This window comes from Gymnodinialimonas sp. (assembly GCF_059726805.1).
This window is the reverse complement of record NZ_AP041059.1, coordinates 2,048,338-2,075,195: the sequence shown is the minus strand read 5'-3', so window position 1 is coordinate 2,075,195 and position 26,858 is coordinate 2,048,338. Positions and strand designations below refer to the sequence as shown.

Annotated in this window: 31 protein-coding genes; 20 read left to right on the top strand and 11 right to left on the bottom strand. The window is 64.3% G+C overall.

The features are described from left to right. Positions 1 to 31: 31 nt before the first annotated feature. The gene (gene acnA / locus AC6I9R_RS10250; protein WP_461425473.1) at positions 32 to 2,737 is read right to left on the bottom strand and encodes an aconitate hydratase AcnA; all 2,706 of its coding nucleotides are present in this window, start codon (positions 2,735 to 2,737) and stop codon (positions 32 to 34) included. Positions 2,738 to 2,990: 253 nt separating this feature from the next. Between acnA and ccmA the strand changes: the two genes are divergently transcribed. Genes ccmA through AC6I9R_RS10225 form a run of 5 tightly spaced genes read left to right on the top strand, consistent with a single transcriptional unit; the run spans position 2,991 to position 5,822 of the window. After that, positions 2,991 to 3,626, top strand: coding sequence for a heme ABC exporter ATP-binding protein CcmA (gene ccmA / locus AC6I9R_RS10245; protein WP_461425472.1), 636 nt, complete (start codon positions 2,991 to 2,993; stop codon positions 3,624 to 3,626). Then, on the top strand, positions 3,623 to 4,279 hold the full coding sequence (ccmB, locus tag AC6I9R_RS10240) for a heme exporter protein CcmB (protein WP_461425471.1): 657 nt from the start codon (positions 3,623 to 3,625) through the stop codon (positions 4,277 to 4,279). The genes ccmA and ccmB overlap by 4 nt, the downstream gene beginning before the upstream one ends. Before the next feature lie 54 nt (positions 4,280 to 4,333). Next, positions 4,334 to 5,065 (top strand): heme ABC transporter permease CcmC, encoded by a 732-nt coding sequence (gene ccmC / locus AC6I9R_RS10235; RefSeq protein ID WP_461425470.1) that lies wholly within the window; start codon positions 4,334 to 4,336, stop codon positions 5,063 to 5,065. Further along, complete coding sequence (gene ccmD, locus AC6I9R_RS10230; protein WP_461425469.1) at positions 5,062 to 5,226, top strand: heme exporter protein CcmD; 165 nt, start codon at positions 5,062 to 5,064, stop codon at positions 5,224 to 5,226. The genes ccmC and ccmD overlap by 4 nt, the downstream gene beginning before the upstream one ends. Continuing rightward, positions 5,223 to 5,822 carry a DsbE family thiol:disulfide interchange protein gene (locus tag AC6I9R_RS10225; protein ID WP_461425468.1) on the top strand — a complete coding sequence of 200 codons (600 nt, stop codon included), beginning with the start codon at positions 5,223 to 5,225 and terminating at the stop codon, positions 5,820 to 5,822. The genes ccmD and AC6I9R_RS10225 overlap by 4 nt, the downstream gene beginning before the upstream one ends. Before the next feature lie 783 nt (positions 5,823 to 6,605). Here AC6I9R_RS10225 and AC6I9R_RS10220 read toward each other — a convergent pair. The 3 genes from AC6I9R_RS10220 to AC6I9R_RS10210 all read right to left on the bottom strand — a co-directional run bounded on the left by AC6I9R_RS10220 (position 6,606) and on the right by AC6I9R_RS10210 (position 7,882). Beyond that, a complete protein-coding gene (locus AC6I9R_RS10220; RefSeq protein ID WP_068358825.1) occupies positions 6,606 to 7,103 on the bottom strand; it encodes a MarR family winged helix-turn-helix transcriptional regulator in 498 nt (165 codons plus the stop codon). 105 nt (positions 7,104 to 7,208) lie between these two features. After that, positions 7,209 to 7,484 carry a succinate dehydrogenase assembly factor 2 gene (locus AC6I9R_RS10215; RefSeq protein ID WP_461425467.1) on the bottom strand — a complete coding sequence of 92 codons (276 nt, stop codon included), beginning with the start codon at positions 7,482 to 7,484 and terminating at the stop codon, positions 7,209 to 7,211. Further along, positions 7,481 to 7,882: a helix-turn-helix domain-containing protein gene (locus AC6I9R_RS10210; RefSeq protein ID WP_461425466.1), complete on the bottom strand. Its 402-nt coding sequence runs from the start codon at positions 7,880 to 7,882 to the stop codon at positions 7,481 to 7,483. Before AC6I9R_RS10210 ends, AC6I9R_RS10215 begins: the two co-directional genes overlap by 4 nt. 107 nt (positions 7,883 to 7,989) lie before the next feature. On the opposite strand from AC6I9R_RS10210, the gene AC6I9R_RS10205 reads away from it, so the two are divergent. Further along, positions 7,990 to 9,192 carry a pyridoxal phosphate-dependent aminotransferase gene (locus AC6I9R_RS10205; RefSeq protein WP_461425465.1) on the top strand — a complete coding sequence of 401 codons (1,203 nt, stop codon included), beginning with the start codon at positions 7,990 to 7,992 and terminating at the stop codon, positions 9,190 to 9,192. 378 nt (positions 9,193 to 9,570) lie between these two features. Further along, a complete protein-coding gene (locus tag AC6I9R_RS10200; protein ID WP_461425464.1) occupies positions 9,571 to 10,191 on the top strand; it encodes a hypothetical protein in 621 nt (206 codons plus the stop codon). Positions 10,192 to 10,380: 189 nt separating this feature from the next. On the opposite strand, the gene AC6I9R_RS10195 is transcribed toward AC6I9R_RS10200, so the two are convergent. Next, positions 10,381 to 10,779, bottom strand: a complete 399-nt coding sequence (locus tag AC6I9R_RS10195) for a hypothetical protein (RefSeq protein ID WP_461425463.1) — start codon at positions 10,777 to 10,779, stop codon at positions 10,381 to 10,383. An 84-nt stretch (positions 10,780 to 10,863) separates the two neighbouring features. Here AC6I9R_RS10195 and AC6I9R_RS10190 point away from each other — a divergent pair, with 84 nt between their 5' ends. From AC6I9R_RS10190 to AC6I9R_RS10175, 4 genes are all read left to right on the top strand, one after another. After that, complete coding sequence (locus tag AC6I9R_RS10190) at positions 10,864 to 11,403, top strand: TetR/AcrR family transcriptional regulator (protein ID WP_461425462.1); 540 nt, start codon at positions 10,864 to 10,866, stop codon at positions 11,401 to 11,403. 293 nt (positions 11,404 to 11,696) lie between these two features. Then, a complete protein-coding gene (locus tag AC6I9R_RS10185; RefSeq protein WP_461425461.1) occupies positions 11,697 to 12,464 on the top strand; it encodes a carbohydrate ABC transporter permease in 768 nt (255 codons plus the stop codon). 82 nt (positions 12,465 to 12,546) lie between these two features. Continuing rightward, positions 12,547 to 13,170: a class I SAM-dependent methyltransferase gene (locus AC6I9R_RS10180; protein WP_461425460.1), complete on the top strand. Its 624-nt coding sequence runs from the start codon at positions 12,547 to 12,549 to the stop codon at positions 13,168 to 13,170. Between the two features lie 69 nt (positions 13,171 to 13,239). Then, positions 13,240 to 13,659: a hypothetical protein gene (locus AC6I9R_RS10175; protein WP_461425459.1), complete on the top strand. Its 420-nt coding sequence runs from the start codon at positions 13,240 to 13,242 to the stop codon at positions 13,657 to 13,659. A 44-nt stretch (positions 13,660 to 13,703) separates the two neighbouring features. Here the strand turns inward: AC6I9R_RS10175 and AC6I9R_RS10170 are convergent, their stop codons facing one another. Genes AC6I9R_RS10170 through AC6I9R_RS10160 form a run of 3 tightly spaced genes read right to left on the bottom strand, consistent with a single transcriptional unit; the run spans position 13,704 to position 15,898 of the window. Beyond that, positions 13,704 to 15,101 (bottom strand): VHL beta domain-containing protein, encoded by a 1,398-nt coding sequence (locus AC6I9R_RS10170; RefSeq protein WP_461425458.1) that lies wholly within the window; start codon positions 15,099 to 15,101, stop codon positions 13,704 to 13,706. A 36-nt stretch (positions 15,102 to 15,137) separates the two neighbouring features. Further along, positions 15,138 to 15,560 carry a DUF6314 family protein gene (locus AC6I9R_RS10165; RefSeq protein WP_461425457.1) on the bottom strand — a complete coding sequence of 141 codons (423 nt, stop codon included), beginning with the start codon at positions 15,558 to 15,560 and terminating at the stop codon, positions 15,138 to 15,140. Continuing rightward, positions 15,557 to 15,898, bottom strand: coding sequence for a hypothetical protein (locus tag AC6I9R_RS10160; protein WP_461425456.1), 342 nt, complete (start codon positions 15,896 to 15,898; stop codon positions 15,557 to 15,559). The genes AC6I9R_RS10165 and AC6I9R_RS10160 overlap by 4 nt, the downstream gene beginning before the upstream one ends. 64 nt (positions 15,899 to 15,962) lie before the next feature. Between AC6I9R_RS10160 and purB the strand changes: the two genes are divergently transcribed. From purB to AC6I9R_RS10130, 6 genes are all read left to right on the top strand, one after another. Further along, positions 15,963 to 17,267, top strand: a complete 1,305-nt coding sequence (gene purB / locus AC6I9R_RS10155) for an adenylosuccinate lyase (RefSeq protein WP_461425455.1) — start codon at positions 15,963 to 15,965, stop codon at positions 17,265 to 17,267. A gap of 137 nt (positions 17,268 to 17,404) precedes the next feature. Then, a complete protein-coding gene (locus AC6I9R_RS10150) occupies positions 17,405 to 17,572 on the top strand; it encodes a hypothetical protein (protein WP_461425454.1) in 168 nt (55 codons plus the stop codon). A gap of 155 nt (positions 17,573 to 17,727) precedes the next feature. Beyond that, the gene (locus AC6I9R_RS10145) at positions 17,728 to 18,813 is read left to right on the top strand and encodes a FliG C-terminal domain-containing protein (protein WP_461425453.1); all 1,086 of its coding nucleotides are present in this window, start codon (positions 17,728 to 17,730) and stop codon (positions 18,811 to 18,813) included. A gap of 75 nt (positions 18,814 to 18,888) precedes the next feature. Continuing rightward, positions 18,889 to 19,893 (top strand): ligase-associated DNA damage response exonuclease, encoded by a 1,005-nt coding sequence (locus tag AC6I9R_RS10140; RefSeq protein ID WP_461425452.1) that lies wholly within the window; start codon positions 18,889 to 18,891, stop codon positions 19,891 to 19,893. Then, on the top strand, positions 19,890 to 20,768 hold the full coding sequence (locus tag AC6I9R_RS10135) for an alpha/beta hydrolase (protein WP_461425451.1): 879 nt from the start codon (positions 19,890 to 19,892) through the stop codon (positions 20,766 to 20,768). The genes AC6I9R_RS10140 and AC6I9R_RS10135 overlap by 4 nt, the downstream gene beginning before the upstream one ends. After that, the gene (locus AC6I9R_RS10130) at positions 20,765 to 22,363 is read left to right on the top strand and encodes an ATP-dependent DNA ligase (protein ID WP_461425450.1); all 1,599 of its coding nucleotides are present in this window, start codon (positions 20,765 to 20,767) and stop codon (positions 22,361 to 22,363) included. Before AC6I9R_RS10135 ends, AC6I9R_RS10130 begins: the two co-directional genes overlap by 4 nt. A 6-nt stretch (positions 22,364 to 22,369) precedes the next feature. Here AC6I9R_RS10130 and AC6I9R_RS10125 read toward each other — a convergent pair whose 3' ends face one another. After that, positions 22,370 to 22,801, bottom strand: coding sequence for an LCCL domain-containing protein (locus tag AC6I9R_RS10125; RefSeq protein WP_461425449.1), 432 nt, complete (start codon positions 22,799 to 22,801; stop codon positions 22,370 to 22,372). A 211-nt stretch (positions 22,802 to 23,012) separates the two neighbouring features. On the opposite strand from AC6I9R_RS10125, the gene AC6I9R_RS10120 reads away from it, so the two are divergent. Then, a complete protein-coding gene (locus AC6I9R_RS10120; protein ID WP_461425448.1) occupies positions 23,013 to 23,195 on the top strand; it encodes a hypothetical protein in 183 nt (60 codons plus the stop codon). Between the two features lie 17 nt (positions 23,196 to 23,212). On the opposite strand, the gene AC6I9R_RS10115 is transcribed toward AC6I9R_RS10120, so the two are convergent. Both AC6I9R_RS10115 and AC6I9R_RS10110 read right to left on the bottom strand, forming a co-directional pair. Continuing rightward, positions 23,213 to 23,893, bottom strand: coding sequence for an LCCL domain-containing protein (locus tag AC6I9R_RS10115; protein ID WP_461425447.1), 681 nt, complete (start codon positions 23,891 to 23,893; stop codon positions 23,213 to 23,215). A 192-nt stretch (positions 23,894 to 24,085) separates the two neighbouring features. After that, a complete protein-coding gene (locus tag AC6I9R_RS10110; RefSeq protein ID WP_461425446.1) occupies positions 24,086 to 24,865 on the bottom strand; it encodes a gamma-glutamyl-gamma-aminobutyrate hydrolase family protein in 780 nt (259 codons plus the stop codon). 104 nt (positions 24,866 to 24,969) lie between these two features. Here AC6I9R_RS10110 and AC6I9R_RS10105 point away from each other — a divergent pair, with 104 nt between their 5' ends. Both AC6I9R_RS10105 and AC6I9R_RS10100 read left to right on the top strand, forming a co-directional pair. Next, positions 24,970 to 26,184, top strand: a complete 1,215-nt coding sequence (locus AC6I9R_RS10105) for a cytochrome P450 (RefSeq protein ID WP_461425445.1) — start codon at positions 24,970 to 24,972, stop codon at positions 26,182 to 26,184. Positions 26,185 to 26,288: 104 nt separating this feature from the next. After that, positions 26,289 to 26,840, top strand: a complete 552-nt coding sequence (locus tag AC6I9R_RS10100; RefSeq protein WP_461425444.1) for a cytochrome B — start codon at positions 26,289 to 26,291, stop codon at positions 26,838 to 26,840. Positions 26,841 to 26,858: the final 18 nt, after the last annotated feature.

The following is a 26,858-nucleotide window of genomic DNA, read 5'->3' as shown; positions in this document are numbered from 1 at the left end:
AGGCCCCGCCGCATGTCTTGTAGCGCGTCGCTTACTCCGCCGCGATCGGCTCATCCTCACGGGCGAGATTGCGCAGCACGTAATGCAGCACGCCGCCGTTCTCGATATATTCGATCTCCACGCCCGTATCGATCCGGCACTTCAGCGTGATTTCCTTCACGGAACCGTCGCCCATGGTGATCGTGCAGGGCACCTCGGCGAGCGGCGTCACGCTATCGAGCCCGTGGATCGACACCGTCTCATCCCCCTTCAATCCCAAGGACTTACGGGTATCGCCACCCGTAAACTCGAACGGGATAACCCCCATGCCCACGAGGTTGCTCCGGTGGATCCGCTCAAAGCTCTCGGCGATGACCGCCTTCACGCCCAGAAGGTTCGTCCCCTTCGCGGCCCAGTCGCGCGAGGACCCCGCGCCGTACTGCTCCCCGCCGAAAATCACCAGCGGCGTGCCCTGTGCCTGATAGGCCATGGCCGCGTCAAAGATCGACGTCTGCTGACCGTCCGGCCCCAGCGTGTAACCGCCCTCAACCCCATCCAGCATCTCGTTCTTGATCCGGATGTTGGCAAACGTGCCGCGCATCATCACCTCGTGGTTGCCGCGACGGCTGCCGTAAGAGTTGAACTCCCGCACCGGCACCTGACGCTCCACCAGATATTGACCGGCGGGGTGCGTGTCCTTGAACGACCCGGCAGGCGAGATGTGATCGGTGGTGATCATATCCCCCAAAAGCGCCAGCACTTTCGCACCTTCGATGTTCTCGATCTCTTTGGTCGCCATGGTCATGCCCTGGAAGTAGGGCGGGTTCTGGATGTAGGTCGAGGTCGCGGGCCAGTCGTAGGTTTCCTGCTGCGGAACGGAGACGTCCTGCCACTTCTCATCGCCCGTGAAGACCGATGCGTATTTCTCCTGGAAGGCTTGACGCGTCACGGTTTGTTCAACCAATTCAGCGACTTCCTGGGTCGTGGGCCAGATATCTTTCAGATAGACGTCCTTCCCATCGGGCGTCTGTGCAATCGGGTCCGTGGCCAGGTTGATGTCCATGGTTCCGGCCAGCGCATAGGCCACCACCAACGGCGGAGACGCCAGGTAGTTCGCCCGCACGTCAGGCGAAATCCGCCCCTCAAAGTTGCGGTTGCCCGACAACACGGACGTCGCCACCAAGTCACCCTCATGGATCGCCTTGGAGATTTCCTCCTGCAACGGACCCGAGTTACCGATGCAGGTCGTGCAGCCATAGCCCACCAGGTTGAAGCCGATGGCGTCCAGATCGTCCTGCAACTCCGCCGCTTCCAGATAGGCCGAAACGACTTGGCTGCCGGGTGCCAGCGAGGTCTTCACCCAGGGCTTCCGGTTCAGGCCCAGCGCCTTGGCCTTGCGCGCCACAAGGCCCGCGCCGATCATCACGTAAGGGTTCGAGGTATTGGTGCAGGAGGTGATCGAAGCAATCACAACCTTGCCCGATTCCATCGTGTAATCTTCGCCCTCGACGGCCACTTCCTTGCCCATGGGACGCTTGAAGGTCTCTGCCATTTCCTTCGCGAAGGCTTCCTTCGCGCCGGTCAAAGCGACGTAATCCTGAGGCCGTTTCGGCCCCGAGATCGCAGGCACAATCGTGCCCATGTCCAGGTGCAGCGTGTCGGTGTAAACCGGCGCGTAATCGTCGCCGCGCCAGAAGCCGTTCTCCTTGGCATAGGCCTCGACCAGCGCAATCCGGTCCTCGTCCCGGCCCGTGGTGCGCAGATACCGCAGCGTCTCTCCGTCGATCGGGAAGAAGCCGCAGGTTGCGCCGTATTCCGGCGCCATGTTGGCGATGGTGGCGCGGTCGGCGAGCGGCAACGTGTCGAGGCCCTTGCCGTAGAACTCCACGAATTTGCCCACAACGCCGCGCTCGCGCAGCATCTCCACGACCTTCAGCACCAGGTCCGTGCCCGTCGTGCCTTCCATCATCGCGCCGGTCAGCTCAAAGCCCACAACCTCAGGGATCAGCATCGAAATCGGCTGGCCCAGCATCGCGGCCTCGGCCTCGATGCCGCCCACGCCCCAGCCCAGAACGGCAGCGCCGTTGACCATGGTGGTGTGGCTGTCGGTGCCGACGAGCGTGTCAGGATAGGCCACCGTCGCGCCGGTCTGGTCCGTGTCGGTCCAGACAGTCTGGGACAGATACTCCAGGTTCACCTGGTGGCAGATGCCGGTGCCCGGCGGCACCACGCGGAAATTGTTGAACGCGGTCTGACCCCACTTGAGGAAAGTGTAGCGCTCCATATTGCGCTCATACTCGCGGTCCACATTCATCTGGAACGCGCGCGGGTTGCCGAACTCGTCGATCATGACGGAGTGATCGATGACCAGATCAACAGGGTTAAGGGGGTTAATCTTTTGCGGATCCCCGCCAAGGGCCTTGATCCCGTCGCGCATGGCGGCGAGGTCAACGACCGCCGGAACGCCGGTGAAGTCCTGCATCAAAACGCGCGCGGGACGATAGGCGATTTCGCGGGGGTTCTTGCCGCCCTGGGTCGCCCAGGTGCTGAACGCCTTGATGTCGTCGACGGAGACGGTCTTGCCATCCTCGAACCGCAGCATGTTCTCCAGCACCACTTTCAGGGCGGCGGGAAGCTTGGAGAAATCGCCCAGGCCCGCGGCCTCGGCGGCAGGGATCGAGTAATAGGCGACCGACTGGCCCCCTACGGTCAGGGTCTTGCGGGTCTTGGATGTGTCGTGGCCAACAGTGATGGGCATATGGGCTGCTCCTGCTTCGGTGCTGCGAGGTCTGGTATGGTGCATGTGCCCCCAGTTGCGCGCGGCAAACAATCGGGCAAAACGTCTCTACGGGGTTTGGTATGCAATCGCATACATTGCCGTTGAGCCCGCGTCAATCACCTCCAACCCCTCCTCGCTGGCGCGTTCCGCGCACGCTCCTCGCAGCTTTTCGCAGGTGTGGGGGCGCACCGTCCCCTTCCCCCCCTCCGCCAAACCCGCTACCGAATGCCCCATGGTCTTGACCGTCACCGACCTCGCCTGCGCCCGCGGGCCCGCGCAAGTCCTTGCTGGCGTGTCGTTTTCCCTGACCTCGGGGGAGGCGTTGATCCTGCGCGGCCCCAATGGCGCGGGCAAGACGACGCTCCTGCGCACCCTGGCGGGGCTGACCCCGCCGCTGGCAGGCACCCTGGCGTGCGCCGAAGGGGCCATCGCCTACGCCGCCCACGCCGACGGGCTGAAAGCGCAATTGAGCGTCGCCGAGAACCTGTCGTTCTGGGCCGGCATCTTCGGCACCACCACCATCGCGCCGGCCATCGAGGCCTTCGCGCTGGCACCGCTCGCCGACCGCCTGGCCGGAGAGCTTTCCGCCGGGCAAAAGCGCCGCCTGTCGCTCGCGCGGCTCTTGGTCACGGGCCGGCCCGTCTGGGCATTGGACGAGCCGACGGTCTCTCTCGACGTGGAAAACACGGCGCGCTTTGCCCGCGCGGTCGAGGCGCATCTGGAAACGGGCGGCGCCGCAATCATCGCCACCCACATCGACCTGGGCCTGCCGCGCGCCCGCACCCTCGACATCACGCCTTTCATCGCCAAGGGCCTGCCCGCCGATGACCCCTTCGCCGACGATCCGTTCCTGAGGGCCTCCCTGTGATCGGGCTCTTGAAACGCGACCTCGCCCTGGCGCTGCGCGCGGGCGGCGGCTTCGGCCTCAGCCTCGCCTTCTTCCTGATTTTCACCGCCCTCGTCCCCTTCGGCATCGGGCCCGAGTCCGACCGCCTGGCCGAGATCGCCGCCGGTCTCCTCTGGCTCGGGGCGCTTCTGGCCTGCCTTCTGTCGCTCGACCGGATCTTCCAGCTGGATTGGGAGGACGGGACGCTGGACCTGATCGCCACCTCTCCCCTGCCCCTGGAAGCCGCCGCCGCCCTGAAAGCGCTGGCCCATTGGCTGACGACCGGCCTGCCGCTGGTTGCTGCCGCGCCGCTTCTGGGCGTGATGCTGAACCTGCCCGCGGCGGGGTTTCCCTGGCTGATCGCCTCGCTCCTTGTCGGCACGCCCGCGCTTTCGGCCATCGGCACCTTCGGCGCCGCGCTGACCGTGGGGATCAAGCGCGGCGGGCTCCTGTTGTCGCTGCTGGTCCTGCCGCTTTACGTGCCGACGCTGATCTTCGGCGCCCTCACCGCGACCCGAGGTGTCCAGGGGCTCGACGCCGCCACGCCCCTGATCCTGACGGCGGGCATCACCCTTGGGGCCTGCGCGATTTTGCCCTTCGCCGCCGCCGCCGCACTCCGCGTCAATCTGCGCTAGGACGGTCGAGAACGTCGCATTGTGACGGGTAAAATGCGGGCCTATGTTCCCGCCATGTCCTCGCTTTGGGAATACGCGAACCCGCGACGGTTCATGGCAACCTCCGGCGCGCTCCTGCCCTGGGTGTCTGCCGCGGCACTCGTGTGCCTTGTCGGCGGGCTGGTCTGGGGGTTCTTCTTTACCCCCAATGACTTCCGCCAGGGCTCGACGGTCAAGATCATATACATCCACGTGCCCGCCGCGATCATGGCCACGTCCATCTGGTTCATGATGCTGGTGACCTCGCTGATCTGGGTGATCCGCCGCCACCACGTCAGCGCGCTGGCCGCCAAGGCCGCCGCGCCCATCGGCATGGTTTTCGCGCTGATCGGGCTCTTTACCGGGGCGGTCTGGGGCCAACCGATGTGGGGGACGTGGTGGGAATGGGACCCGCGGCTGACGTCCTTCCTGATCCTATTCCTTTTCTACCTCGGCTACATGGCCCTGTGGGAGGCGGTCGAAAACCCCGACGCCGCCGCCGATTTGACCTCGGTCCTCTGCCTCGTGGGCACCGTCTTCGCGGTCATCTCGCGCTACGCGATCCTGTTCTGGAACCAGGGCTTGCACCAGGGCGCATCGCTGAGCCTGGACGCAGAAGAAAACGTCGCCGACGTTTTCGCCTATCCGCTCTGGACCTGCATCGGCGGCTTCTTCCTGCTGTTCCTCGCGCTCCTTCTCTATCGCACCCGGACCGAGATTCGCGCCCGCCGCCTCAAAGCCCTGATCGCGCAGGAGCAAATGGCATGATGGTGGATCTTGGACCCTATGCCGTGCCGGTCCTGTCGGCCTACGCCGGAACGATCGCCTGCGTACTGGTGCTCATCGTCGCCTCCATCGCGCGCGCGCGCCGGGTCGCGAAACGGCTGTCGGACGTGGAAGCGCGCCGCACGCGGGGGGCCAATCCATGAAGATCAACTGGCTGATGGTTCTGCCGCTGGCCCTGACGGCGGGCTTTTTCGGCATCGCCGGGTGGCAATTGGCGAACAATCAAAATGCGCTGAACACCGGCGTCGATACCCAATCCCTGCGCTCGCCGCTGCAGGGCAACCCGGCCCCCGCCCTGGATCTGACCGAGCTGCCCGGCACGCCGCTTCTGACCCGCGAGGCGTTGGAGCAGGAGGATCTCGTGATCCTCAATTTCTTCGCCTCCTGGTGCCCGCCCTGCCGGGCCGAGCATCCGACCCTGACCGCCCTGGCCGAGGCCGGCGTGCCGCTATACGGCGTGAACTACCGGGATCGAGAGGGCCAGGCGCTGTCCTTCCTCGACGAACTGGGCAATCCCTATGATCTGATCGGCGCGGACGTGCAGGCCCGAAATGGCCGCGACTGGGGCGTCGTCGCGATGCCCGAGACGTTCTTCATCAACGCCGACGGCGTGATCGTGCTGCATTTCCGAGGCCCCGTCGTTCGGCGCTCCCTCGACAATCAGATCCGCCCCGCCCTCGCCGAAGCCGGATACAGCCTGCCCGACCTCGCCCCCCTTGGCGCCGCTCAAACCAACTGAGCCCAAGCCCTGGCCTCTGAGGCCGGCAATTTCAACGCCCCAGGCTAACCTTCCCAGTAGCCAAATGGCCCCTTCGGCGTCCACTCGCGACCTCCTTGCGAGGCTCACCACCCCTAACAAAACATCCGCTGACACGCGCCCTCCGCACCCGAGCGACCCATTCCGCACCGCATCCGCGACGTCCTAAAGCGGCTCAACGCCTCCAACGAAACGCCCGCCGACACGCCCCCCCGCACCCGCGCGGCCCACTTGGCGCCGCATCCGCGACGGCATCCACGACGTACTCTCGCGGCTCATCGCCCCAACGAAACGCCCTATGAAGCGCTCCCTCCGAACCTGAGCGTCCCATTCGGCACCGCATCGACGACGCCCACACGCGGCCTACGGCCCCCTGACAAAACGCCCTCTGAGATGCGCCCTTCGCATCCTCCGATACCCACGCGACCTACTCAGAGAAGCGCCCCGGGGCAGAGGTGTCGGGGTGGGTGGGTGGGCGACGCCTCTGCCCCGGTCCGACCTTACCCAATTGACCGATCTGATGGCATTTTCGCACCCAACTGGGCCCCAAGAGCCGCGCTCAAAACCGCCGACGTCGATCCGTCGACCCCGAACCAATGACGTCAAACCAGCGGCCTCAAACCAAAGACGTCAAACAAACGACCTAGAACCAACGACGTCAAACCACCTACACCGAACCAACGACGTCAAATCACCCGTGTCATCACCCGGCCAAAACCGTTCTGCGAGGCGACTGCCGGACCCGTCCCCAGGCCCGCAACCGCCTCAATAAATGTAGCGAATCTGATCTGACCAGAACCGCTCGATCCGCTTGAGCGAGTGGTTCAGCCGGTCCACGCCGTCCGCGCTCAGCACGCCCTGCTTCTCCAGCCCTTCCGAGTGCCGCTCGAACAGCCCATCGACGGTGTCGCGCACATGGCGGCCCTTCTCGGTCAGGCGCACCCGCACCGAGCGGCGGTCAATCTCGCATTTCTGGTGGTGCATATACCCCATGTCGACCAGCTTCTTGAGGTTGTAGCTGACGTTGGAGCCCTGGTAATAGCCGCGCGATTTCAACTCGCCGGCCGTCACCTCATTGTCGCCGATATTGAACAACAACAGGGCCTGGACGGCGTTGATGTCCAGCACCCCCAGCCGTTCGAATTCATCCTTGATCACATCGAGAAGCAGCCGATGCAGGCGCTCCACCATGGCGAGGGATTCCAAATAGCCCACCAGGAACCCGGACTGGGTTGGCGAGGCAAGGGGCGCATGCATACTCATGATTTTAGCTCCGCAATCACTGCTTTCGCTGTAGATTCGGGGAAAAACACGAACATTCCGTTAAGTCAAAAAAGATCCTTGCAAATGAGGGGGTTACCTCACCCCTCAGGCGCCGCGCCCCAAGGTTGGACGCATGTCCGCGCCGATCCGCTCGATCATCTGAGCCAGCTCCGCAGGCGCCTCCATCTGGCCCGACACCCATTGATAGAGGTCGTGATCAGACTCCGCCATCACCGCCTCGAAGGCGTCCAGCGTCGCCTCATCTACGCCCTCCAGATTCCGGTCCGCCCAGCCGCCCAGGATCAGATCCATCTCCTTGATGCCCCGATGCCACGCCCGCAGGCGCAACCGTTTCAGCCGGATTTCCCGCGTTTCACTCATGGGTTGCCCAACGCGGCCCGCAGCCGCTTCTCGATCAACCCCATGCGCTCGGCCAGGGAGACCTGTTCCTGCCGCATCTGGCGCAGATCGATCAGGATCTTCTCCACGTCGCTGTCCACCGGCTGCGACAACTCCGGGCTGTCCAGCCCCTCGCCCTGCCCCGCCAGCAGCCACATCATCGACACGCCCAGAATCCCCGCCAGCGTCCCCAACTTGTTAGCCCGCGGCTCGGATTGGTCGTTCTCCCAGGCGCGAATGGTCTTCACCTTCACCCCCAGCCGTTTCGCCAGCTCCGGCTGGGTCAGCCCCGCCGCCTCGCGCGCGCCGGTGACGCGGTCGCCGAAGGTCGTCGTGTCAGCATCGAACCACGTTGTTGCGTCCAGTGGCAGGTCGTCCATCGGAAATCCCTCCTAGAGGTTGATCGCGGCGGGAGGCCGCTCTATGCAATCCTTACCCGCAATATAGGCCTGAAATCCCGGCCTCCATCCCCAAAGGACGCGACACGATGCCCTTCCTTTCCGACACGCTCGCCCGGGTGAAACCCTCCCCCACCATCGCCGTCACCAACCTCGCCAATGAGCTGAAGGCTCAGGGCAAGGACGTGATCGGCCTCGGCGCCGGTGAGCCTGACTTCGACACCCCCCAGAACATCAAGGACGCGGCCGCGGCGGCGATGGATGCGGGCAAGACGAAGTACACGACGGTCGACGGCATCATCGAGCTGAAGGAGGCCATCGTCGCCAAGCTCAAGCGCGACAACGACCTGTCCTATGAGACCTCCCAGGTCACCGTCGGCACCGGCGGCAAGCAGATCCTCTACAACGCCCTCATGGCCACCCTGAACCCGGGTGATGAGGTCATCATCCCCGCGCCCTATTGGGTCTCCTACCCCGATATGGTGCTGCTGGCGGGGGGCGAGCCCGTCTTCGTCGAAGGCCCCTCCCAGACCGGCTACAAGATCACCGCCGAGCAACTCGACGCCGCCATCACCCCCAAAACCAAATGGTTCATCTTCAACTCGCCCTCCAACCCCACCGGCGCGGGCTACACGGCGCATGAGCTCAAGCAACTCACCGATGTCCTGCTCAAGCACCCCCACGTCTGGGTGATGACCGACGACATGTACGAACACCTCGTTTACGACGACTTCCAGTTCGCCACCCCCGCCCAGGTCGAGCCCGCCCTCATCGACCGCACCCTCACCTGCAACGGCGTCTCCAAGGCCTACGCCATGACCGGCTGGCGCATCGGCTACGCGGCGGGCCCTCTGGAGCTGATCAAGGCCATGCGCAAGGTCCAGTCCCAATCCACCTCCAACCCCTGCTCCATCTCCCAATGGGCCGCGGTCGAGGCCCTGAACGGCACCCAGGACTTCCTCGCCCCCAACAATGAAAAGTTCGTGCGCCGCCGCAACATGGTCGTCGAGATGCTCAACGAGGCCGAGGGCATCGACTGCCCCACGCCCGAGGGCGCCTTCTACGTCTACCCCTCCATCCACGGCTGCATCGGCAAGACGTCTGCCGGAGGCACAACAATCGACACCGACGAGACCTTCGCCAAAGCGCTCCTGGAGGAAACCGGCGTCGCCGTCGTCTTCGGCGGGGCGTTTGGTCTCTCCCCCGCCTTCCGCGTCTCCTACGCAACGTCCGACGAGAACCTCAAGGAAGCCTGCACCCGCATCCAAATGTTCTGCGCGGACCTGAGCTGAACGGTAGGGCGGGCCTCGGCCCGCCTTACCTATCCCAAACCCCACCCTCTCCGCGCAACCGCGCCCGAACCGAGGGGAGGGCGTGAAGAGCCCGCCCCATGGGGGCGGTTCGGGCGCTATCGAATCAAAGTTTCGGCAAGGTTTTAAAGAACTGAAGGCTCGAGCCACAGAAGAGTCGACTCTGCGGGACTGAGTGAGTTTTCGCTTTGCAAGCGTCTAAGTCAGCTTTCAAAAAGCACTTTGCCAAATACGGTTGTTATCGCCGGTGACAGGAACGTATGAGCTTTTTCCGGTCATAAATTAGCTCGAAAAAAACCGCTTGAAGTAGCTGGTTCGTTGTGACTTTTTTCAAAGCATTCAAAGGGAGCCGATTTAAGTATGCCTGAGGTCAAGGCGCTAGAGGCCAAAACAGTTATAGACGTTGCTAGGGGTTTCACCGCCGTTCTTCTAGCGTTGGCGGCGGTCTTCATGAGCGCTGCCGCCTTTCTCCATCAGCAAGCAGGCACCGAACTGTTACAAATGATATTTTTGGCACTCACGACATTACACATGCTGCTTGCAGCTCGAATGATAGACTGGATACTCGACAAGATTACTGCAGAAGTTTGGATGGCGGTGCCAAGTGTTGGAAAGACGATAGAGCCAATTTCTTTCCGTAGTGAATTCCAGCGTTGGGATGGTGCCTATTTTCGGATGAAGATGTTTGGAGGTGCTTATTTTGCGTTTGTCACTGTAACCACCTTAATCGGCGTTTCGACACTCTATCTTGCCATCTTCCGGGCGCAGCAGCTTGGAGTTTTGCCGTCCATCAGTCAGTATCTAGGAGCCCAAACATCCTTGAAGTTCTTTCTATGCTTCATGCTTGGGCTCTACCTGCCATATCAGATGCTAACGATACGGAGCCATTTCGCGCGGCCAGTGTTCGTTTGTGGTGTGATCCTTATCATCGCCTTCTTCTCGAAGAGCGTCGCCACCTCATATTTCGATCTAAGATTTTGATGACATTACCGAGCTGCCAAAACAATTAAGCCAAAAACGGCCGTTTCTGTCACAAGCAGCACTGACGGCGAAATCGTCGAAAATCCTGTGCCACAAACTCTTAGCAGAACTGCCTTTGATTTCGTCACGTTCTTGGCGGCTCAAAAGAAGGAGCAGTTGGTTTAGGTTGCAGCATCGGTGAACCTGGGCTCAGAACCGACCATCGCTACACACCCTAACCCCCCACCCCAAAACCCCCGCAATCCCCCCAAACAGCACCCACTGCGGCATCGGCCATACGCTCCCCAGCGCCACGACTCCAACCCCCAAAAACAAGCCCACAAACGCCACCGACACCGCCAGTACCACCCACACCAACGCCACACTCACCCGCCGCGCGGTCCACAGCAGGGCCACCCCGAGCACAATGAACAGGGCCGTCAGCGCGTGCCACACCACCGCCGACACGGCGCGGACCAGCGGGTCCAAGTCGCTCGCCTGCACCGGCGCGTTGACCTCTGGCCCGCCCACCAACGCGTGGATCGCCGCCGTCGCCAGATACAGCCCCCCGGCCACCGCAATCGGAACATTCAAAGCGCGCACAGTCATCGGGAATCCCTCTCGTAAAATTTCCATACGCTACCGTATGCTCAACCCATTGCGCCGCACAATACGCATCCGTATGGTCCCTTCATGACAAATCGCCTCACCCCCGATGACTGGATCGCCGCAGGCTTCCGCGCGCTTGCTGAAAGCGGGCCAGAGGCCGTGAAGGCCGAGCCGCTGGCCCGCCGCCTGAGGTCCACAAAAGGCAGTTTCTACCATCATTTCAAGGACGTCCCCGCCTTCCACGCCGCCATGCTCGCGATGTGGCAGGACAAGGCCTTCACCGGCATTGTCGCCGCGTTAGACGACCTCCCCTCGCCCGAAGCCAAGCTGCGCCACCTGGCGCAGATCGCGAACGACGGCGCGCCGGATCGGTTCGGCGGCCTCTTGATCGAGCCCGCCATCCGCGCCTGGTCCCTGCGCGACGCCGAGGTCGCCCGGGCCGTCGCCGCCATCGACACGGCGCGCATCGATTACGTCGCGGACCTTCTAGAGCCGCTCGGCCACCCCCGCTCCGCCGCAATGCTGTTTTATGGCGCCTTCGTCGGCCTCGACGACCTGCAAGCGCGCGGCATGCCTGAGACGGCCGGAGCACTGTCGCTACTGGTGGCCCGTCTGCTCGACTAAAGCGTTCCGATTTGAACCTGCGTCAGCAGATCAAATGGAAACGCCCCCGACACTGAGATGTTGCGCGCGGTCCGAAACAAGCTGATGTCTCGGGTTTCTGGCGCAACGCTTTAACCGCCGGCGCCATCCCTCTGCCCCGCGCCCCAAAGCGGCGCTAAAATCCTTAACAAATCGTTAAGTTCAAAGCGAATATCTTGCCTGTTCAATGGGTTAGGTATCCTGCTCAAGCTTGAGCAATCCCGCATTCTCCACCGCCCCTTGCCCATTCCCCCGCCGCCCGCTACCCCCTATCCATGCCCCGCGCGCGCCTCACCGACCACGTGATCCTGATCCTCGGCTGCGTCCTCATGCTGGGGCCGCCCGCACTCCTTTTGATTGCCGGATTCTCCCCCACGGCGCTGGCCGAATTGGTGGCCCCCCCGTCGCCCACGTCCCCGCGACCCGACCTCTGGCAGCTTCTGGGCACCTCCCTCGTCATCGCTACGGGCGTGGCCCTCGTGAAGACCGCGACCTCGCTTCTGGCCGCCTTCGCACTGGTTTTTTTCCGCGTGCCGGGGGCGGGCGTGATCTTCCCCCTCCTGATCCTGCCGCTGTTCCTGCCCATCGAATCCCGCATCCTCCCCACGATCCTGGTCACGGATGCCCTGGGCCTTCTGAACACCTACACCGGCCTCATCCTGCCCGTCACCGCCACGGGCCTCGGCACCCTGATCCTGCGCCAGCAACTCAAGCAATTGCCCCCCGAAGTGGTGGAGGCCGCACGCCTCGACGGTGCCGGTCCGTGGCGGGTTTTCATCGACATCATCGTGCCCCTCTCCCTCCCGATCCTGGCGGCGCTTTTGGCGTTTTTCTTCGTACTCGGCTGGAACCAATACCTCTGGCCGCTGGTCGCCAACCCGTCCGCCCCGGACCGCGCGACGGTGGTCAGCGGCATCGCCCTGTTGCGCATCGGCTCCTCCGCCTCGCTGACCCTCGCGGTCATCGCCATGGTGCCGCCGCTGATCGTTTTCGCCATCGCACAGCGCTGGATCGCCAAGGGATTGGCCCCCATCAAGGCCTGAAGGGGGGCGTTGTGGGCAAAGTTTCCCCGTGGCCTCCCCACCCGCCGCGCCGTAGGATCGGCGCAGAGAAGGAGCCTCAGCCGTGACCTCATCCAAGACATTCTGGGACAAAGCCGCGCCCAAATACGCGACTTCGGCGATCTCGGATATGGAGGGCTATCGCGCCACGCTCGCGCGGACCATCGCCCATCTGTCGCCCACCGACCGGGTGCTGGAGCTGGGATGCGGCACCGGCTCGACCGCGCTGGAGCTGGCCCCCAATGTGGCACGCATCACCGCGACCGATATCTCGCCGGCGATGATCGAGATCGCACGGGAAAAGGCGGCGAAAGCAGGAGCGAACAACATCACCTTCGTGACCGGCGCCACGGGAGATCCGGAGATCACGGAAACCGCGCCCCATGACGCGATCCTTGCCCTGAACCTCTTGCATCTGCTGCCCGATCAGGCGGAGGCGCTGGCGCAGATCAACGGCATGCTGAAACCCGGCGGGCTGTTCATTTCCAAGACCGCGTGTCTTGGCGAAAGGTGGTTCTTCAAGCCGCTCGTCAGCGTCATGACGCTTCTTGGCAAGGCGCCCTTCGTGACCCACCAGCGGGTGGACGCGCTGCGCGCGGCGATCCTCGGCGCTGGGTTCGAGGCGGTGGAAGAACTGACCCAGCCCGGCACGCCCCCGCGCCTTTACATGGTGGCCCGGCGCGTTTAGCCCTGCGCCTTGACGCCTGCGCCCTTAGCCCGGACAGTCACCCAAACGCCCCGCAACGGACCAAGCCCCATGACTGACCTGCCCGAATTCTACTTCCGCATTCGCGAAAACGGCGCTGCGGTGTTTCGGGTCTCCACCGAGAACCGGCAGCGCCGGATCGAGATGGACGAGATCGCGATGGTCAACACCCGCAACGGCAACATCAAACCCCACGGCGATCATGTGCTGAGCGCCGAGGAGAACGCCGTAATCACCGAGTGGCTGGAGGAGCGTCGCGCGGTTCTGGCGGACCGCGATATTGACGATATCCACCGCGCGGTCGACTACCTCAACCTGACGACCCATTGGGCCCAGAGCCGTGCCAGCGAAGATGATCTGGAGGACGTGACCGACAGGCTTCTGCTGGCGATGCATGACCTGCGCAGCGTGCTCGTGCGCAAGAAGGCGGACCGGATCATGGCCGCCGCCAAAGTGGCAGAGAGCGGTTAAAGTGATACTTTAACGTCGCGCCGCAAGATATTGCGCTTGAATGATTACTGCACTGTCAGATCATAACCTGTCTGGCCCGGCACAGGCTGGATCATCTCACGACAATTTCCGGGTCCATCGGTCGCCATCCAGACATGGCCGGGGTCTGTCGTGAAGCTGAGCGCCTCACCCGGGTTCAGGCCGCCCTGGTCCACGGGCACGCCGTCGGGGTCAATCCACAGCAGCCCGCGGTAGAGGCCCGTCTCGTTTCGGAAGGTGACGACCGTGGGCCGCCCGCTTTCGCGCGACGCGACCCGCCCAAAGTTGTCGCAGGACAGATAACCGTCCTGCGCTTCAGTCGGAGCGGCAGGGCTTAGGCCACTTTCGGGCGTCAGATCCCCGATCTGATCGCAATCCGTAAGAAACGGCCCGAGGGTGCTTGGCCCATTGCCGGTCAACGTGAAGCCCCCGGCGCCACCGACCCGTTCAAACCGGACCGTGGGATCGCCGGCGATCACCAGCCATGCGGGGTCGGACATCTCCAGAACCAGCTCGATCCCCGAGATGCCGAGTTCAATCGCCGTGCCGACGACGCTGCCCTCCACCTCAACCTCCTGCCCCGCGCCGTTGCTGATCCGCAGGATGGCGGCGGCATTTTCGGCCAAACCGTCGATGTCCGCTGCCACTTGCAGCGCCACCAGTGGCCCCTGGGCGCCGATGAAACATTGGCCCATGATCACCACATCGTCGGTCTCGGGCACGCCGTAGCTGACCTGCAAGGTCGTCTGAAAAATGTCATCGCTGATCTCGGTGAACCGCACCCAGTCGTGGCCCGAGATGTTGGGGCCGAGGTCCGGCGCGAGTGTGATCGGCAGGGGCAAAATGGGGACGATGGGCGGCGCGGTAAGGCTGGCGCAATCGGCGATGAAGCGCCCCACGTAGTCCTGGTTTGCGGTCAGATCGAAGGGGTAGTAGAAATCGTCAAACCCGGTGATGCCGTAGTAAAACAAGGGCGCATTGGCCAGCATGGCCATCTCGGGGCCTTGGGCATTCACGAAGGTCTCATGCCCGCCGGTGGGGTCGCCGACTTCCGGGCTGACAATGTTCGTGGCCACGATCAACTCATTGCCGACCGGCACGTCGGACATGCGCACATCATAGGCATCAAAGGCGATCCCGGAGGAGGGATATGCCTCCATCCGCAGGGCCACATTGCCCGCCGCATTGCCGGGGACGCAGCGCGCCCAGATCAACCCGCCGGGCAGATCCCCGGTCGACGTGTCACCGGGCTGCGTGGCCACAAGGTTCAGCTGCGCTTGGCTTGGATCGATGGGAAACTCGGCGCTGTAATGCCAGAAAAACGCCTCCCCGTCTTGGGCTGCACCCGGCAAAACCATACTGACGGACAGAAGACAGACGAGGGCAGGCAGGCGCATGGCGGACACTTCCAGTGATTGCGGCATGGTCCGAGAGTTGCCCGCGTCACCCCTGAAAGCAAGCTAAGGATTAACGCCGTTTACCTTTGTGAAATGCGTGGTCAGCACCGCGTCCTTGCGCGGCCCGGTGACGTGCCAGATGGTTGTGAAAACCTCAGCGCTATCAAAGGTATAGCGCACGCGGTAGATGTCAGGCGGGCAATCGTGCAGCGCCACCTGCCCCGCCTTGGGGACGGTATGAAATGCGCGCCCGTCCTCGAAGAATACCCGAAGCGCGCCGCCCTCTTCGCGCCACAGGTAGCGGCGCGTGGCCTGCATCGGCGGTGCCGTGCCATAACTCAACACGCCCTCCTCGGTCTGGATCAAACCTTCCGCATCCGGGGCCCAAACGGCCTCTCCCTCAAACCGTCCGGTCAGACCCGCCCTGCGGTCGTCAACCTCACGCGTCACACGCCAGCGCCCTTCCAGATCGGCAAGGCGCTTCATTCCGGCTCGATCACGCCGGGGTAGGCATTGCCCCATTCATCTAGGAAACTGATCCCCGCCGTGCCGCCCCGAAACACATCATAGCAATCCCACGTCGGCGAGGGCGGCCAATTGCTGCAATATTGGTTGTTCTCCGCGCGCCAGGAGCCCCACGACGGCTCCCCATGGGTGTAAAGCGTGCGGCCTGAGGCATAGAAATGCTGGGTCGCGCCCGTGTCGTAGGTCACCGTGCGGTCGGTCAGGGCCGCGACAAGACTAGCACCGTCCAGCGCCTCCCAGGCATCGGCCTGGGCGCCGCCTGCGAGGCACAGGACCCACAAAGCCACCAATCGCCGCATTCCCTTGCCCCCCTTGCCGTAGCTTCGTATCAGACAGCCGAATTCCTCCGCGAAAGGCAAGCCCATGATCCCCCGTTATTCCCGCCCAGAGATGACCGCCATTTGGGAGCCCGCGACCAAGTTCCGCATCTGGTACGAGATCGAGGCCCATGCCTGCGACGCGATGGCCGATCTGGGCGTGATCCCGCGCGAGAATGCAGAGGCCGTGTGGAAGGCCCGCGACGTAGAGTTCGACGTGGCCCGGATTGATGAGATTGAGGCCGTCACCAAGCACGACGTCATCGCCTTCCTCACCCATCTGGCGGAACATGTGGGCAGCGAAGAGGCGCGCTTCGTGCATCAGGGCATGACGTCGTCTGATGTGCTCGACACCTGCCTGAACGTGCAACTCGTGCGGGCGGCCGATATCCTCCTCGGCGATCTAGATCGTCTCCTCGCAGCTTTGAAACGCCGCGCGCTGGAGCATAAGATGACCGTGCGCGTGGGGCGCAGCCATGGGATCCATGCCGAACCGACGACGATGGGCCTGACGTTCGCGCGCTTCTATGCCGAGATGGACCGCAACCGGACACGCCTGCGCGCCGCCCGCGAGGAAGTGGCCACCGGCGCGATCTCAGGCGCTGTCGGCACCTTCGCCAACATCGATCCGCGCGTGGAGGAACACGTCTGCGCGCAGCTTGGCTTGTCGCCCGAGCCGATTTCCACCCAAGTCATCCCCCGCGACCGCCACGCGATGTTCTTTGCCACCTTGGGTGTAATTGCCAGCAGCATCGAAAACGTCGCCACCGAGATCCGCCATATGCAACGCACCGAAGTGCTGGAGGGGGCGGAGTTCTTCTCGGTCGGGCAAAAGGGCTCTTCCGCGATGCCGCATAAGAAGAACCCGGTGCTGACGGAAAACCTGACGGGCCTCGCCCGTCTGGTGCGCATGGCCGTCGTGCCCGCGATGGAGAACGTGGCGCTTTGGCACGAGCGCGATATCTCGCATTCCTCCGTCGAGCGGGCGATTGGGCCAGACGCCACGATCACGCTGAACTTCGCCCTGAACCGCTTGACCGGTGTTGTCGACAAGATGCTGATCTTCCCTGACAACATGATGGACAACATGAACAAATTCCCCGGTCTGGTGATGTCCCAGCGGGTGCTGCTGGCGCTGACGCAAGCGGGTGTCAGCCGCGAGGACGCTTATGCCATGGTCCAGCGCAACGCGCTGAAGGTCTGGGAAGAACGCACGGATTTCCGTGAGGAGCTTCTGGCCGATGAGGCCGTCGTGGCGGCGCTCGGCGTGGACGGGATCGGGGAGAAATTCGACCTCGGCTATCACACGAAACACGTCGACACGATCTTTGCCCGCGTCTTTGGCGACTAACACCGCCGCGCGACGCACAAAGATCAGGCACCCCGCGCGGGACAAGGGCGGCACAGATGTCGCGCCTTGCCGGGGGCGGCTGTCGTGTTACCTTTCCCCTGCGTAAACGTTTCGCTCAACCGAACAGGAGTTCTTTCATGACGATCAAGACCCTTCTTGCCGCCAGCATCCTGCTTGTCGTTCCCGCGATTGCTCAGGCGCAATGCAGCTGGCACATGCCCGCCGCAGAGGCGCAAATCAGCTGCGCCGGCGGCATGACCTGGGACGCAGAGGCGATGACCTGCGTGGCCACGGCCACCAGCTAGAGCACCTGATCCTGCCCGCGCGACCGCGTGGGCGGGACCCCAATTAGGGCGCCGAAAGGAGCGCTTTTAATGACTTACGCGGTGGCCCCGCGCCCCTAACTGATCCTTAAGGCTTTTGCTCTAGGCCTGTCCTCGGGTGACGAGAGAGGGCCGACATGGGCTTGCTGCGCGAATTTGACCAAGGATCTCAACCGGCAACGCTGGATGTCGACGCTGAGCCGCCACTGCGAATGATCGATGTGACCCCGCGCCGTATGGGGCCGCAGCAAAAGGCGGCCGTCATCGTGCGGCTCTTGTTGGGGCAAGGCGTGTCTCCGGGGGTGCAACGGCTAGCGCCCCACCACCAAACGCGGATCGCCCATATCATCGCCGGGCTTGGCACGATCGACCGCAAGACGCTGGCCGAGATTGTGCGTGAATTCACCTTCCTGATCGACAATCTGGCGCTCAGTTTCCCGGATGGGCTGGAAGAAACCCTGACTCTGCTGGAGCCGCACCTGAGCCAAAACGCCCTCAGCGCGTTGAAAACAGACGCGGAGCGTAGCGAAGGCCATGACCCCTGGGCGCGGGTCGCGAAACAGCCGGTCGAGATCCTCGCGCCGCTTCTCGAAAGCGAAAGCGCCGAGGTCTGCGCCGTGCTTTTGTCGAAGCTGACCGTCGCCAAAGCCGCCGCGCTGCTGGCCGATATGCCCGAGGATCGCGGTGAAATCCTGGCCCATACCGTCGCCCTGACCGAGACGATTACGCCAGAGCTGGTGGAACGGATCGGTGTGCATATCGCCCAGGTCCTTGAAGCGATCCCGCCCCAGGCCTTCGTCAAGACAGCCGCCGAACGGGTGGGCGCGATCCTGAACTCCACCCCGCAGGCGACCCGCGAAAAGATGCTCGACGGGCTCAACACCCGCGACGCGCCCTTTGCCAAGGAAGTGCGCAAGTCGATCTTCTCGTTCAACCACATCCCCGTTCGTGTGGACCCGACCGACGTGCCGATCATCGTGCGCAAAGCGGATCCGCAGTCGATCATCGTGGCCTTTGCCGCCGGGCTGACGGCAGCACCCCTGTCGGTCGAGTTTCTGTTGGAAAACATGTCCAAACGCCTGGCCGAACAAATGCGCGACGAGGCGGAAGGTCTGGGCACGCCCAAACCAGAAGAGGGGGAAGCCGCCATGGCAGATCTGATCAGCACGATCCGCGATCTGGAAGCCAGCGGCGAGTTGAAACTGCTGCCGCCCCCCGAATAGCGCGGCCCTCCGGGAGACGCGAAATAACGCCGCCCTGCCCTCGCCGGACGGCACGGCTCGGGCTATGGTTCGGGCATGGTTCTGGAATTCACCGAAAGGGGCATCTATTGCCCCGCCGCCGATGCCTATATCGATCCGTGGCGCCCCGTGCCGCGGGCGTTGATCACCCATGGCCACTCGGACCACGCCCGCCCCGGCCATGGCGCCTATCTGGCCACCGAGGGCTCCGCCCCGGTCATGCGCCACCGCCTGGGCGATATCCGGATGGAAACGACAGGCTACGGCGTCACTCACCAGATCGGCGATGCGAAGATCAGCTTTCACCCCGCCGGACATGTGCCCGGCTCCGCCCAGATCCGCGTCGAGGTCGGCGGAGAGGTCTGGGTCGCCTCGGGGGATTATAAGACCATCGACGATGGCCTGTCCGAGCCGTTCGAGCCGGTGCGCTGTGACACCTTCATCACCGAATCCACCTTCGGCCTGCCGATCTATGATTGGCCCTCTCAAGGGGCGCTGGCGCGTGACCTCAACGCCTGGTGGGCCGCCTGCGTGACCGAGGGCAAGCGCGCCGTTCTGGGCGTCTATGCCCTTGGAAAAGCACAACGAATCATGCGCCTGCTGGACCCGTCCCTTGGCCCCATCCTGACCCACGGCGCGGTGGAGGGGACAAACGCCGTGCTGCGCGCCCAGGGCCTTTCCCTGCCCGAGACCGTGCCCGTGATCGACGGTGTCGACGCCAAAAGCCACCCCAATGCCATCGTCCTTGCGCCCCCCTCTGCCCTTGGCTCGGCCTGGATGAAGCGGTTTGGCGCGACCTCCACCGGTTTCGCCTCGGGCTGGATGCGCCTGCGCGGTGTGCGGCGCAGGCGCGCGGCGGATCGTGGTTTCGTGGTCAGCGATCACGCCGACTGGAAGGGCCTGAACGCCGCCATCGCCGCCACGGGGGCCAGCCGCGTTTTCGTCACCCACGGCTACACGGCCCAATTCTCCAAATGGCTGTCGGAACAAGGCTATGACGCCGGCATCGTCGAGACGGAGTTCGGCGGCGAAGACCTCGATGAGGTGGAAGAGACCGCATGAGCGTCCTGACCCCGATCGACCGGCTCTTCGCCCTCTACGCAAAATCCGTCGAGCGGAGCCTTTTGTGGCTCGTCGCCTCCCAGCCGCTGGCGCGCCGGATCTTCGCCCTGACCGCCCCGCTGACCTGCCGCATGCCCAAGGGAACGACAGTGGAAATCCTGCCTGGCGGATCCCAGATCCTCACCCCCCAAGGCACGGAGGGCAAAGGGTTTTTCTTCTACATCCACGGCGGCGGCTTCACCATCGGCAGCCCCGGCACCCACCGCGCAATGGTGGCCCATATCGCGGCGGCGGCTGGCTTGCGCGCCTACCTCGTCCGATACCCGCTGGCGCCCGAGCACCCCTGCCCCGCCGCCTCGGACGCGGTCTTCGCCGCCTATCAACAGCTGGTGCAAAGCGGCGATGCGCCCATCGCCATCGGCGGCGACAGCGCGGGCGGCAACCTTGCCGTGCTGACCCTGCAGCGCGCCCGCGACGCCGGGCTGCCGCTGCCCAAAGCGGCGACGCTGATCGCGCCCATCGCCGATCTCAGCGACAGTCTGGAGGCGCGCTTTTCCGCCGCCCCATCTGAGCGTTTGATCCCCGCCGCCTGGGCCAAGCGGATAGAGAGGGCGTATTTGCCCGGGGTGGACGCCAGCGATCCCTCGGTCAGCCCGCTCAACGGCGACCTCACGGGCCTGCCGCCAACCTTGCTGCAGGCGGCGGAAGGGGAGGTTCTGGCCCAGGATGCCGCCGCGCTGGCGGCGCGGATGGATGACGCGAGCCTCGATCTCTGGCCCGGTCTGCAACATGTCTGGCACCTGAAAGCGGGCGTCGCGCCTGCGGCAACCCAGGCCTGTAACGCGCTTGGCAGCTTCCTCAAGGCACACACATGAAGGCCTTTGCCGCCCTTTTCACCACGCTGGACCAGACCACCAAGACCAGCGTCAAGACCGCCGCGCTGGCCGAGTATTTCCGCACCGCGCCCGAGGATGACCGCCTGTGGACCATCGCGCTCCTGTCAGGCCGCCGTCCGCGCCGGATGATCACCACCACCAAGCTGCGAGAATGGGCGGCGGAGCGCGCGGGCATTCCGCTGTGGCTGTTCGAGGCCTGTTACCCGGTCGTGGGCGATTTGTCCGAGACCATCGCGCTGGTCCTGCCGGAACCCCAGACGCGCATCGAAAAATCCCTCAGCGGCTGGATCGCCACGCTTCGCGGGCTCGACAACGCGGAAGAGGACACCCGCAAGGCCGCCATTCTTGCGGCCTGGGATGGCCTGCCGCCGATAGAACGCTTCGTTTTCAACAAGTTGATCACCGGCGGCTGGCGCATGGGCGTTAGCCAGAAGCTGATGACGCGGGCGCTGGCCCAGGCCACGGGCATCGAAGAGGCCGAGCTGACGCACCGCCTGATGGGCGATTGGTCGCCCGACAGCGTTTCGTGGGAAAGCCTGATCGAGGCGCCGGACCCGACGGCGGACCTCAGCCGCCCCTACCCGTTCTACCTCGCCTATCAACTGGAGGGGGAGCCCGAGGATCAGGGCGATGTCGCCGACTGGCTGGCCGAGCGCAAATGGGACGGGATCCGCGGCCAGCTGATCCTGCGCGGGGGCGAGCGCTACCTGTGGTCGCGCGGGGAAGAGCTGATGACCGACCGCTTCCCGGAATTCGCGCAGCTGCTCGATTTCATGCCCTCGGGCACGGTGATTGACGGCGAAGTGCTGGCCTATGACCGCACGCGCGAGGCGCCGATGTCGTTCAACAAGCTGCAGCCCCGGATCGGGCGCAAGACGGTGCCGAAAAAGCTGCTGACGGACGCCCCCTGCATCGTCATGGCCTACGACCTGCTGGAATGGCAGGGCGCGGATCTGCGCCAGACGCCCCTGGTCGATCGCCGCGCGATCCTGGAAGAGGCGGTCGCAGCCCTTCCACCCGAGGCGCCGCTGCGGATCTCCCCCGCCGTACCCGCCAAAACCTGGGACGAGCTGCGCGCCGCTCGCGCGATCAGCCGCGAGATCGGGGCGGAGGGGTTGATGCTCAAGCGCCTGTCCGCGCCCTATCTGGCGGGCCGCAAGAAGGGCGATTGGTGGAAATGGAAGGTCGACCCGCTGACCATCGACGCGGTGATGATCTACGCCCAGGCAGGCTCGGGCAGGCGCGCGACGCTCTACACCGATTTCACCTTCGCGGTCTGGAACGGGCCCGATCTGGTGCCCTTCACCAAGGCCTACTCCGGCCTGACCGACAAGGAATTCCGCGAGATCACGGCCTGGGTGCGCAAGAACACCACCGACCGCTTCGGCCCCGTCCGCGCCGTGACCCCGCACCATGTGTTCGAGATCGCATTCGAGGGCATCCAGGCCTCCCCCCGCCACAAATCAGGCGTCGCCCTGCGCTTCCCGCGCATGGCGCGCTGGCGCAAGGACAAGCCGCTGGACGAGGCCAATACCCTCGACGATCTGAACGCGATGTTGGCGGAGTACGGCTGAAACGGCTCAGTGCAGCGTGTAGCTCCGGTGCCAGGAGCCATAGCCATAGGACGTGACGCCGTTTCGCGTGCTGCTGGCGTAAGATGGCTGGCCCGGCGCGATGGTAATCACGACGTTTCCGCCGGCACTTGGGGTGATCAGCCCGGCATGGACCGCCGCCACGCAGATCGGGCTGTCGGAGGTGTAAACACCGCTGCCCCAAATCGGCGCGCCGCGCGCAGATCCCGGCGGGCACACGACCATGCCCCACATCCCGCCGCCCTGGCCGTTGAACAAATGGTCCAGCGTGGTGGCCCAGGAAATCCGGGTGAAGCCCTGGGCGAAGGTCCGGGCGGGTTGCGTGGCCTCGGTGCTTTGACCGGGACCGGCGTGGGTCGTGGCCGGGAATGCGGCAAGGCTCAGAAGGGTGGCAGCGGATAGGGCAAGGGCTTTGAACATGGAACAGGCTTTCTCATAAAAGATGTCCAGCCGGATCGGTGGACGGAGGGGTCACGCGCCGCGCAAATGCGGCATGTCAGGACGCTAACCCCGCGTCCCGCGCCCCACACTGGGGGAGTCTCCCCATATTGCGGCGCTCGTCAGACCCCGCCGTTTATGGTACACTTGCCCTAGCAAGCTCACGACCCGAAACCAATCGGAGGATCAGCCCATGCAAACCAGTTCCATCACTGAATATGCCCACGCGCTCTACACCGCACACGGCGACCGCGCCGAGTTTGAGGCCGCGCGCAAGGCCAAGGAAGCCCGCGAGATCGGCGCCCGACAAGAGGCCGAGCGCTGGCAAAGCATTCGCCTGCATATCAAAGAGTTACGCGGCGCCCGCCAGACCTGAGCAGGCGCCTGACGGCCCTATTGGAACACGTAGCTGCGCGGCCATTCCGGGTAATCCGAGGACACGATACCATTGCGGTTCGACCCGGTGAACGAGGGCTGGCCGCCCAGGATCATGATCGTCACGATCCCGCCCGTCGCCGCCGAGATATGGCCCCGGTGCGCCGCTGCGGCGCAGATCACGCTGTCAGATGTGTAGACATCCGTACCCCAGACTGACCCGCCCCCGACGCTGTCCGCCGGGCAGGCGTAGGTGAAATAGGTGCCAAGCGATCCGGCGACGCCCAGGCTGTCAGCGTTGTCACCCCAGTTGATCGGCGTCACGCCGCCCGCCAACGGCGAGGCGCCGGTGATCTGAAAGCTGGAATCCCAGCTGCCGTAATCCGAGGAGGTCACGCCGTTCTGGGTCGAGCCCGCGTAGGAGGCCATCCCCGGCACCTGGCGGAAGCTGACCACGCCGCCCTCGGCGTGGGCGATCCAGCCGTAGTGCACAGCCGCGGTGCAGATCGAGCTGTCCGAGGTATAGGTTCCCGTCCCCCAGACGGTCGCAAAGGACCCGTTCGGGGCGCATTCCACCTGCCCCGACACCCCCGCGCCGGTCGCACCCAGCGAGATCAAATTCGCGCTCCAATCCGCGAATGCGGGGCTGGAGAGGAGGACGAAAGCAGCAACGGAAGACTTCAAAGCGTTGGAAATCATGGCAGGGACCTCTTCGGTTTTTTCAATTGAGCACAAAGGCTTGCATCATAAAAAACGGGGTGGGCACGGCCCCAATACGTCAACAATCATTGCCCATGGGACGCTATCCCATGGGCCCAACAATGCCCGAGCCGCCTGCGCGCAGGCAACAAGAATTTGCATTTGAGAAGGTTTGGGGGCGTCAAAGACCCCTCAGGCGACCTCGCCCACAGACACCGGGCGCTTGCCCGCGGCCCAGGCGCTCGCGGCCTCTCCGAAGGCCGCGAAAAGCGGGCGCGACACCGGGTCTTCCGCCGCGCGGTATTCAGGATGCCACTGCACCGACAGCGTGAAGCCCGGCGCGTCGGCAATATAAATGGCCTCGGGCGTACCATCGGGCGCATGGCCGTCGATGATCACCCGCGCCCCCGCCTTCTTGATGCCCTGGCCATGGAGCGTGTTGGTCATCACCTCCTGCGCGCCCATCAGGCGGTGGAACGGCCCGCCCTCGGTGAAGGTGACGGCGTGGCGCAGCTCGAACTTTTCCTCAATCGTGCCGTCGGGGGGCATACGGTGGTTCATCCGGCCCGGCAAATCGCGGATCTCTGGATAAAGCGAGCCGCCCATCGCCACGTTAACCTCTTGAAACCCCCGGCACAGGCCCAGGAACGGCTGCCCGCGCTCCACGCAGGCGCGGATCAGCGGCAGGGTCAGCGCGTCGCGGTTGCGGTCCATGGTGCCATGGGCCTCGGTATAATCCTCGCCGTATTCTTCGGGGTGGACGTTGGGCCGCCCGCCGGTGAACACGAAGCCTGCGCAGGTCTCCAGCAGGGCTTCCAGGTCGACAACGCTGGGGTCCGATGGCACGATCAGCGGCAACCCGTTGGAGACCTCGGCCACCGCTTCGGAGTTCATCACGCCGCCGGCATGGGTTGCATATTGATCGTTGATCAGGTGGTGGTTACCGATGATGCCAATGACGGGGCGCTGCATGCTGGGTCCTGTTTGTGCTATGGTGGGAACCTAGCGGCGCAGACGACCAAGTAAAAGGCGCTTTGCCGCGCAAGGGGCCGCGCATCTACGCACATGCCAAAAAAATGGGCGACGCGATGATCTACAAGCTCAACGACACGGCCTTTCTGGATGACCCCGCCGCGCAACTGGCGCGGATGCGGGCAGAGGGGGCTTTAGTGAAGGTGAAGGTGCCCGTGGTGGGCCCGATCTGGGCCACGACAACCGATGAAGCCGCGCGCAAGCTGCTGAAATCGCCCGAGATGTTCCCCCGCGACCCTGAGCCTATTACCGGCAAGTCCCTGGCGAAACGGTTCTGGTGGATGCCCCCCGCGATCAAGCCCATGCTCCACACGATGATCGTCACGGATGACCCGGCCCACAAGCGCCAGCGCAAACTGGTGGAGCTGGCCTTCGCCCGCACCAGCATCGAGGATATGCGCCCGAAGATCGAAGCCAGCGCCCGGCAATTGCTGGATAAGCTGCCCTCGCGCGACCCCGTCGACATCGTCCGTCACTACACCCGTCCGCTGCCGTTTCTGGCCATTTGCGCGCTTCTGGGCATCCCCGAAAACACCCACGCCCGCCTGACCGCGCGCATCGCGCCGCTCAGCGCGGTCAGCAATCCGCTGCGCGCCATCTACGCCGTGTTGCGGCTCAGCGGGGTACACCGAGAGTTTCGCGAGATGTTTGCCCAGGCCCGGCAGAGGCCGCCCGGGCCCGGCCTGATCTCGGCCCTTGTCCATGCCGAAGATGACGGCGCCCGGCTGAGCGATGAGGAGTTGTTGTCGATCACGTTGCTGCTGTTTCTGGCGGGTCACGAGACGACGGTGCATCTGATCAACGCAGGCATCGTCGCCTTGGCCGAGGACGCTGACCTGAAGGCGCATTTCAAGGCGCAGCCCGATACGCGACACCTTCTGATAGAAGAGTTTCTGCGCTATTTCTCGCCGGTGATGATGACCAAGGCGATGTTCGCGGCCCAGGACACGGAAATTCTCGGCACGCCGGTCAAAAAGGGCGACATGGTCTCGGCGCTGCTTTTGGCCGCCAACCATGACCCCGACCGCGTGGAGGCCCCTGGCGAATTGCGCCCGGATCGTCGCCCCAACGCCCATCTGGGCTTCGGCTTCGGCCCCCACGTATGTTTGGGCATGCAATTGGCCCGGATCGAGGCCAACGTCGCCCTCACCGCGCTGTTCGCGCGCCACCCCGACCTGTCCCTGGCCCGCCCGCCCAAATGGCTCAACCGCCCCGGCCTGCGCGCGCCCGCCGGTGTCTCCCTGAACCTCCGCGGGTAGCGGGCCGCCACACGCCCATTTGACAATCGCCCAAGTGACACACGCCCATGTGACCGCCCAAACGCGGCAATCGCGCTACCTTGAGGGTTCTGAAAGCGAGATACATGACCCTGCCCCGCCCCAAACTCCCCTCCCGCCGCACCCGTCTCAAGGCGCTGCACTGGGGCATCCTGCCGTTTTTCATCTGGTTCATGTTCGCCGATCCCGACGCCCTGCGCCGCATGGGGCCGGGGTGGTTTCAGCTGCATTCGATCAACGGGTTGATCTTTGTGACGCTCGCGTTGATCTGGACCGGCGGGCATCTGCGCGCGGGCCTCGCCTCGCGCCCCGGGCCAAAACTGCCCGGCCCCGCCCGCAGGTTTCATCCGCTCCTGCACAAGACGCTGATCTGGGGGCTTTTTGCCGTGGCGCTCACGGGTTTTGGCCTTGGCCTGACCTCTGCAGTGCTGCTGAAAGCCGGTGGCGTTCTGCCCATCGCGCCGCCTTTGAATCTGCCGCAAGCCCATGGGATCGTGTCCTGGATCCACGTCTATCAGTTCTACGCCCTGGCGCTGATCGCCGGTGTCCACGCCGCGTTCCACATCTGGCGTCACCTGCACCTGCGCGACAACGCGCTGCGGATCATGGCGCCGCGCGCGCTGCACCGCTTCCTCTGAAGCCGCGGGCCCCGCCTA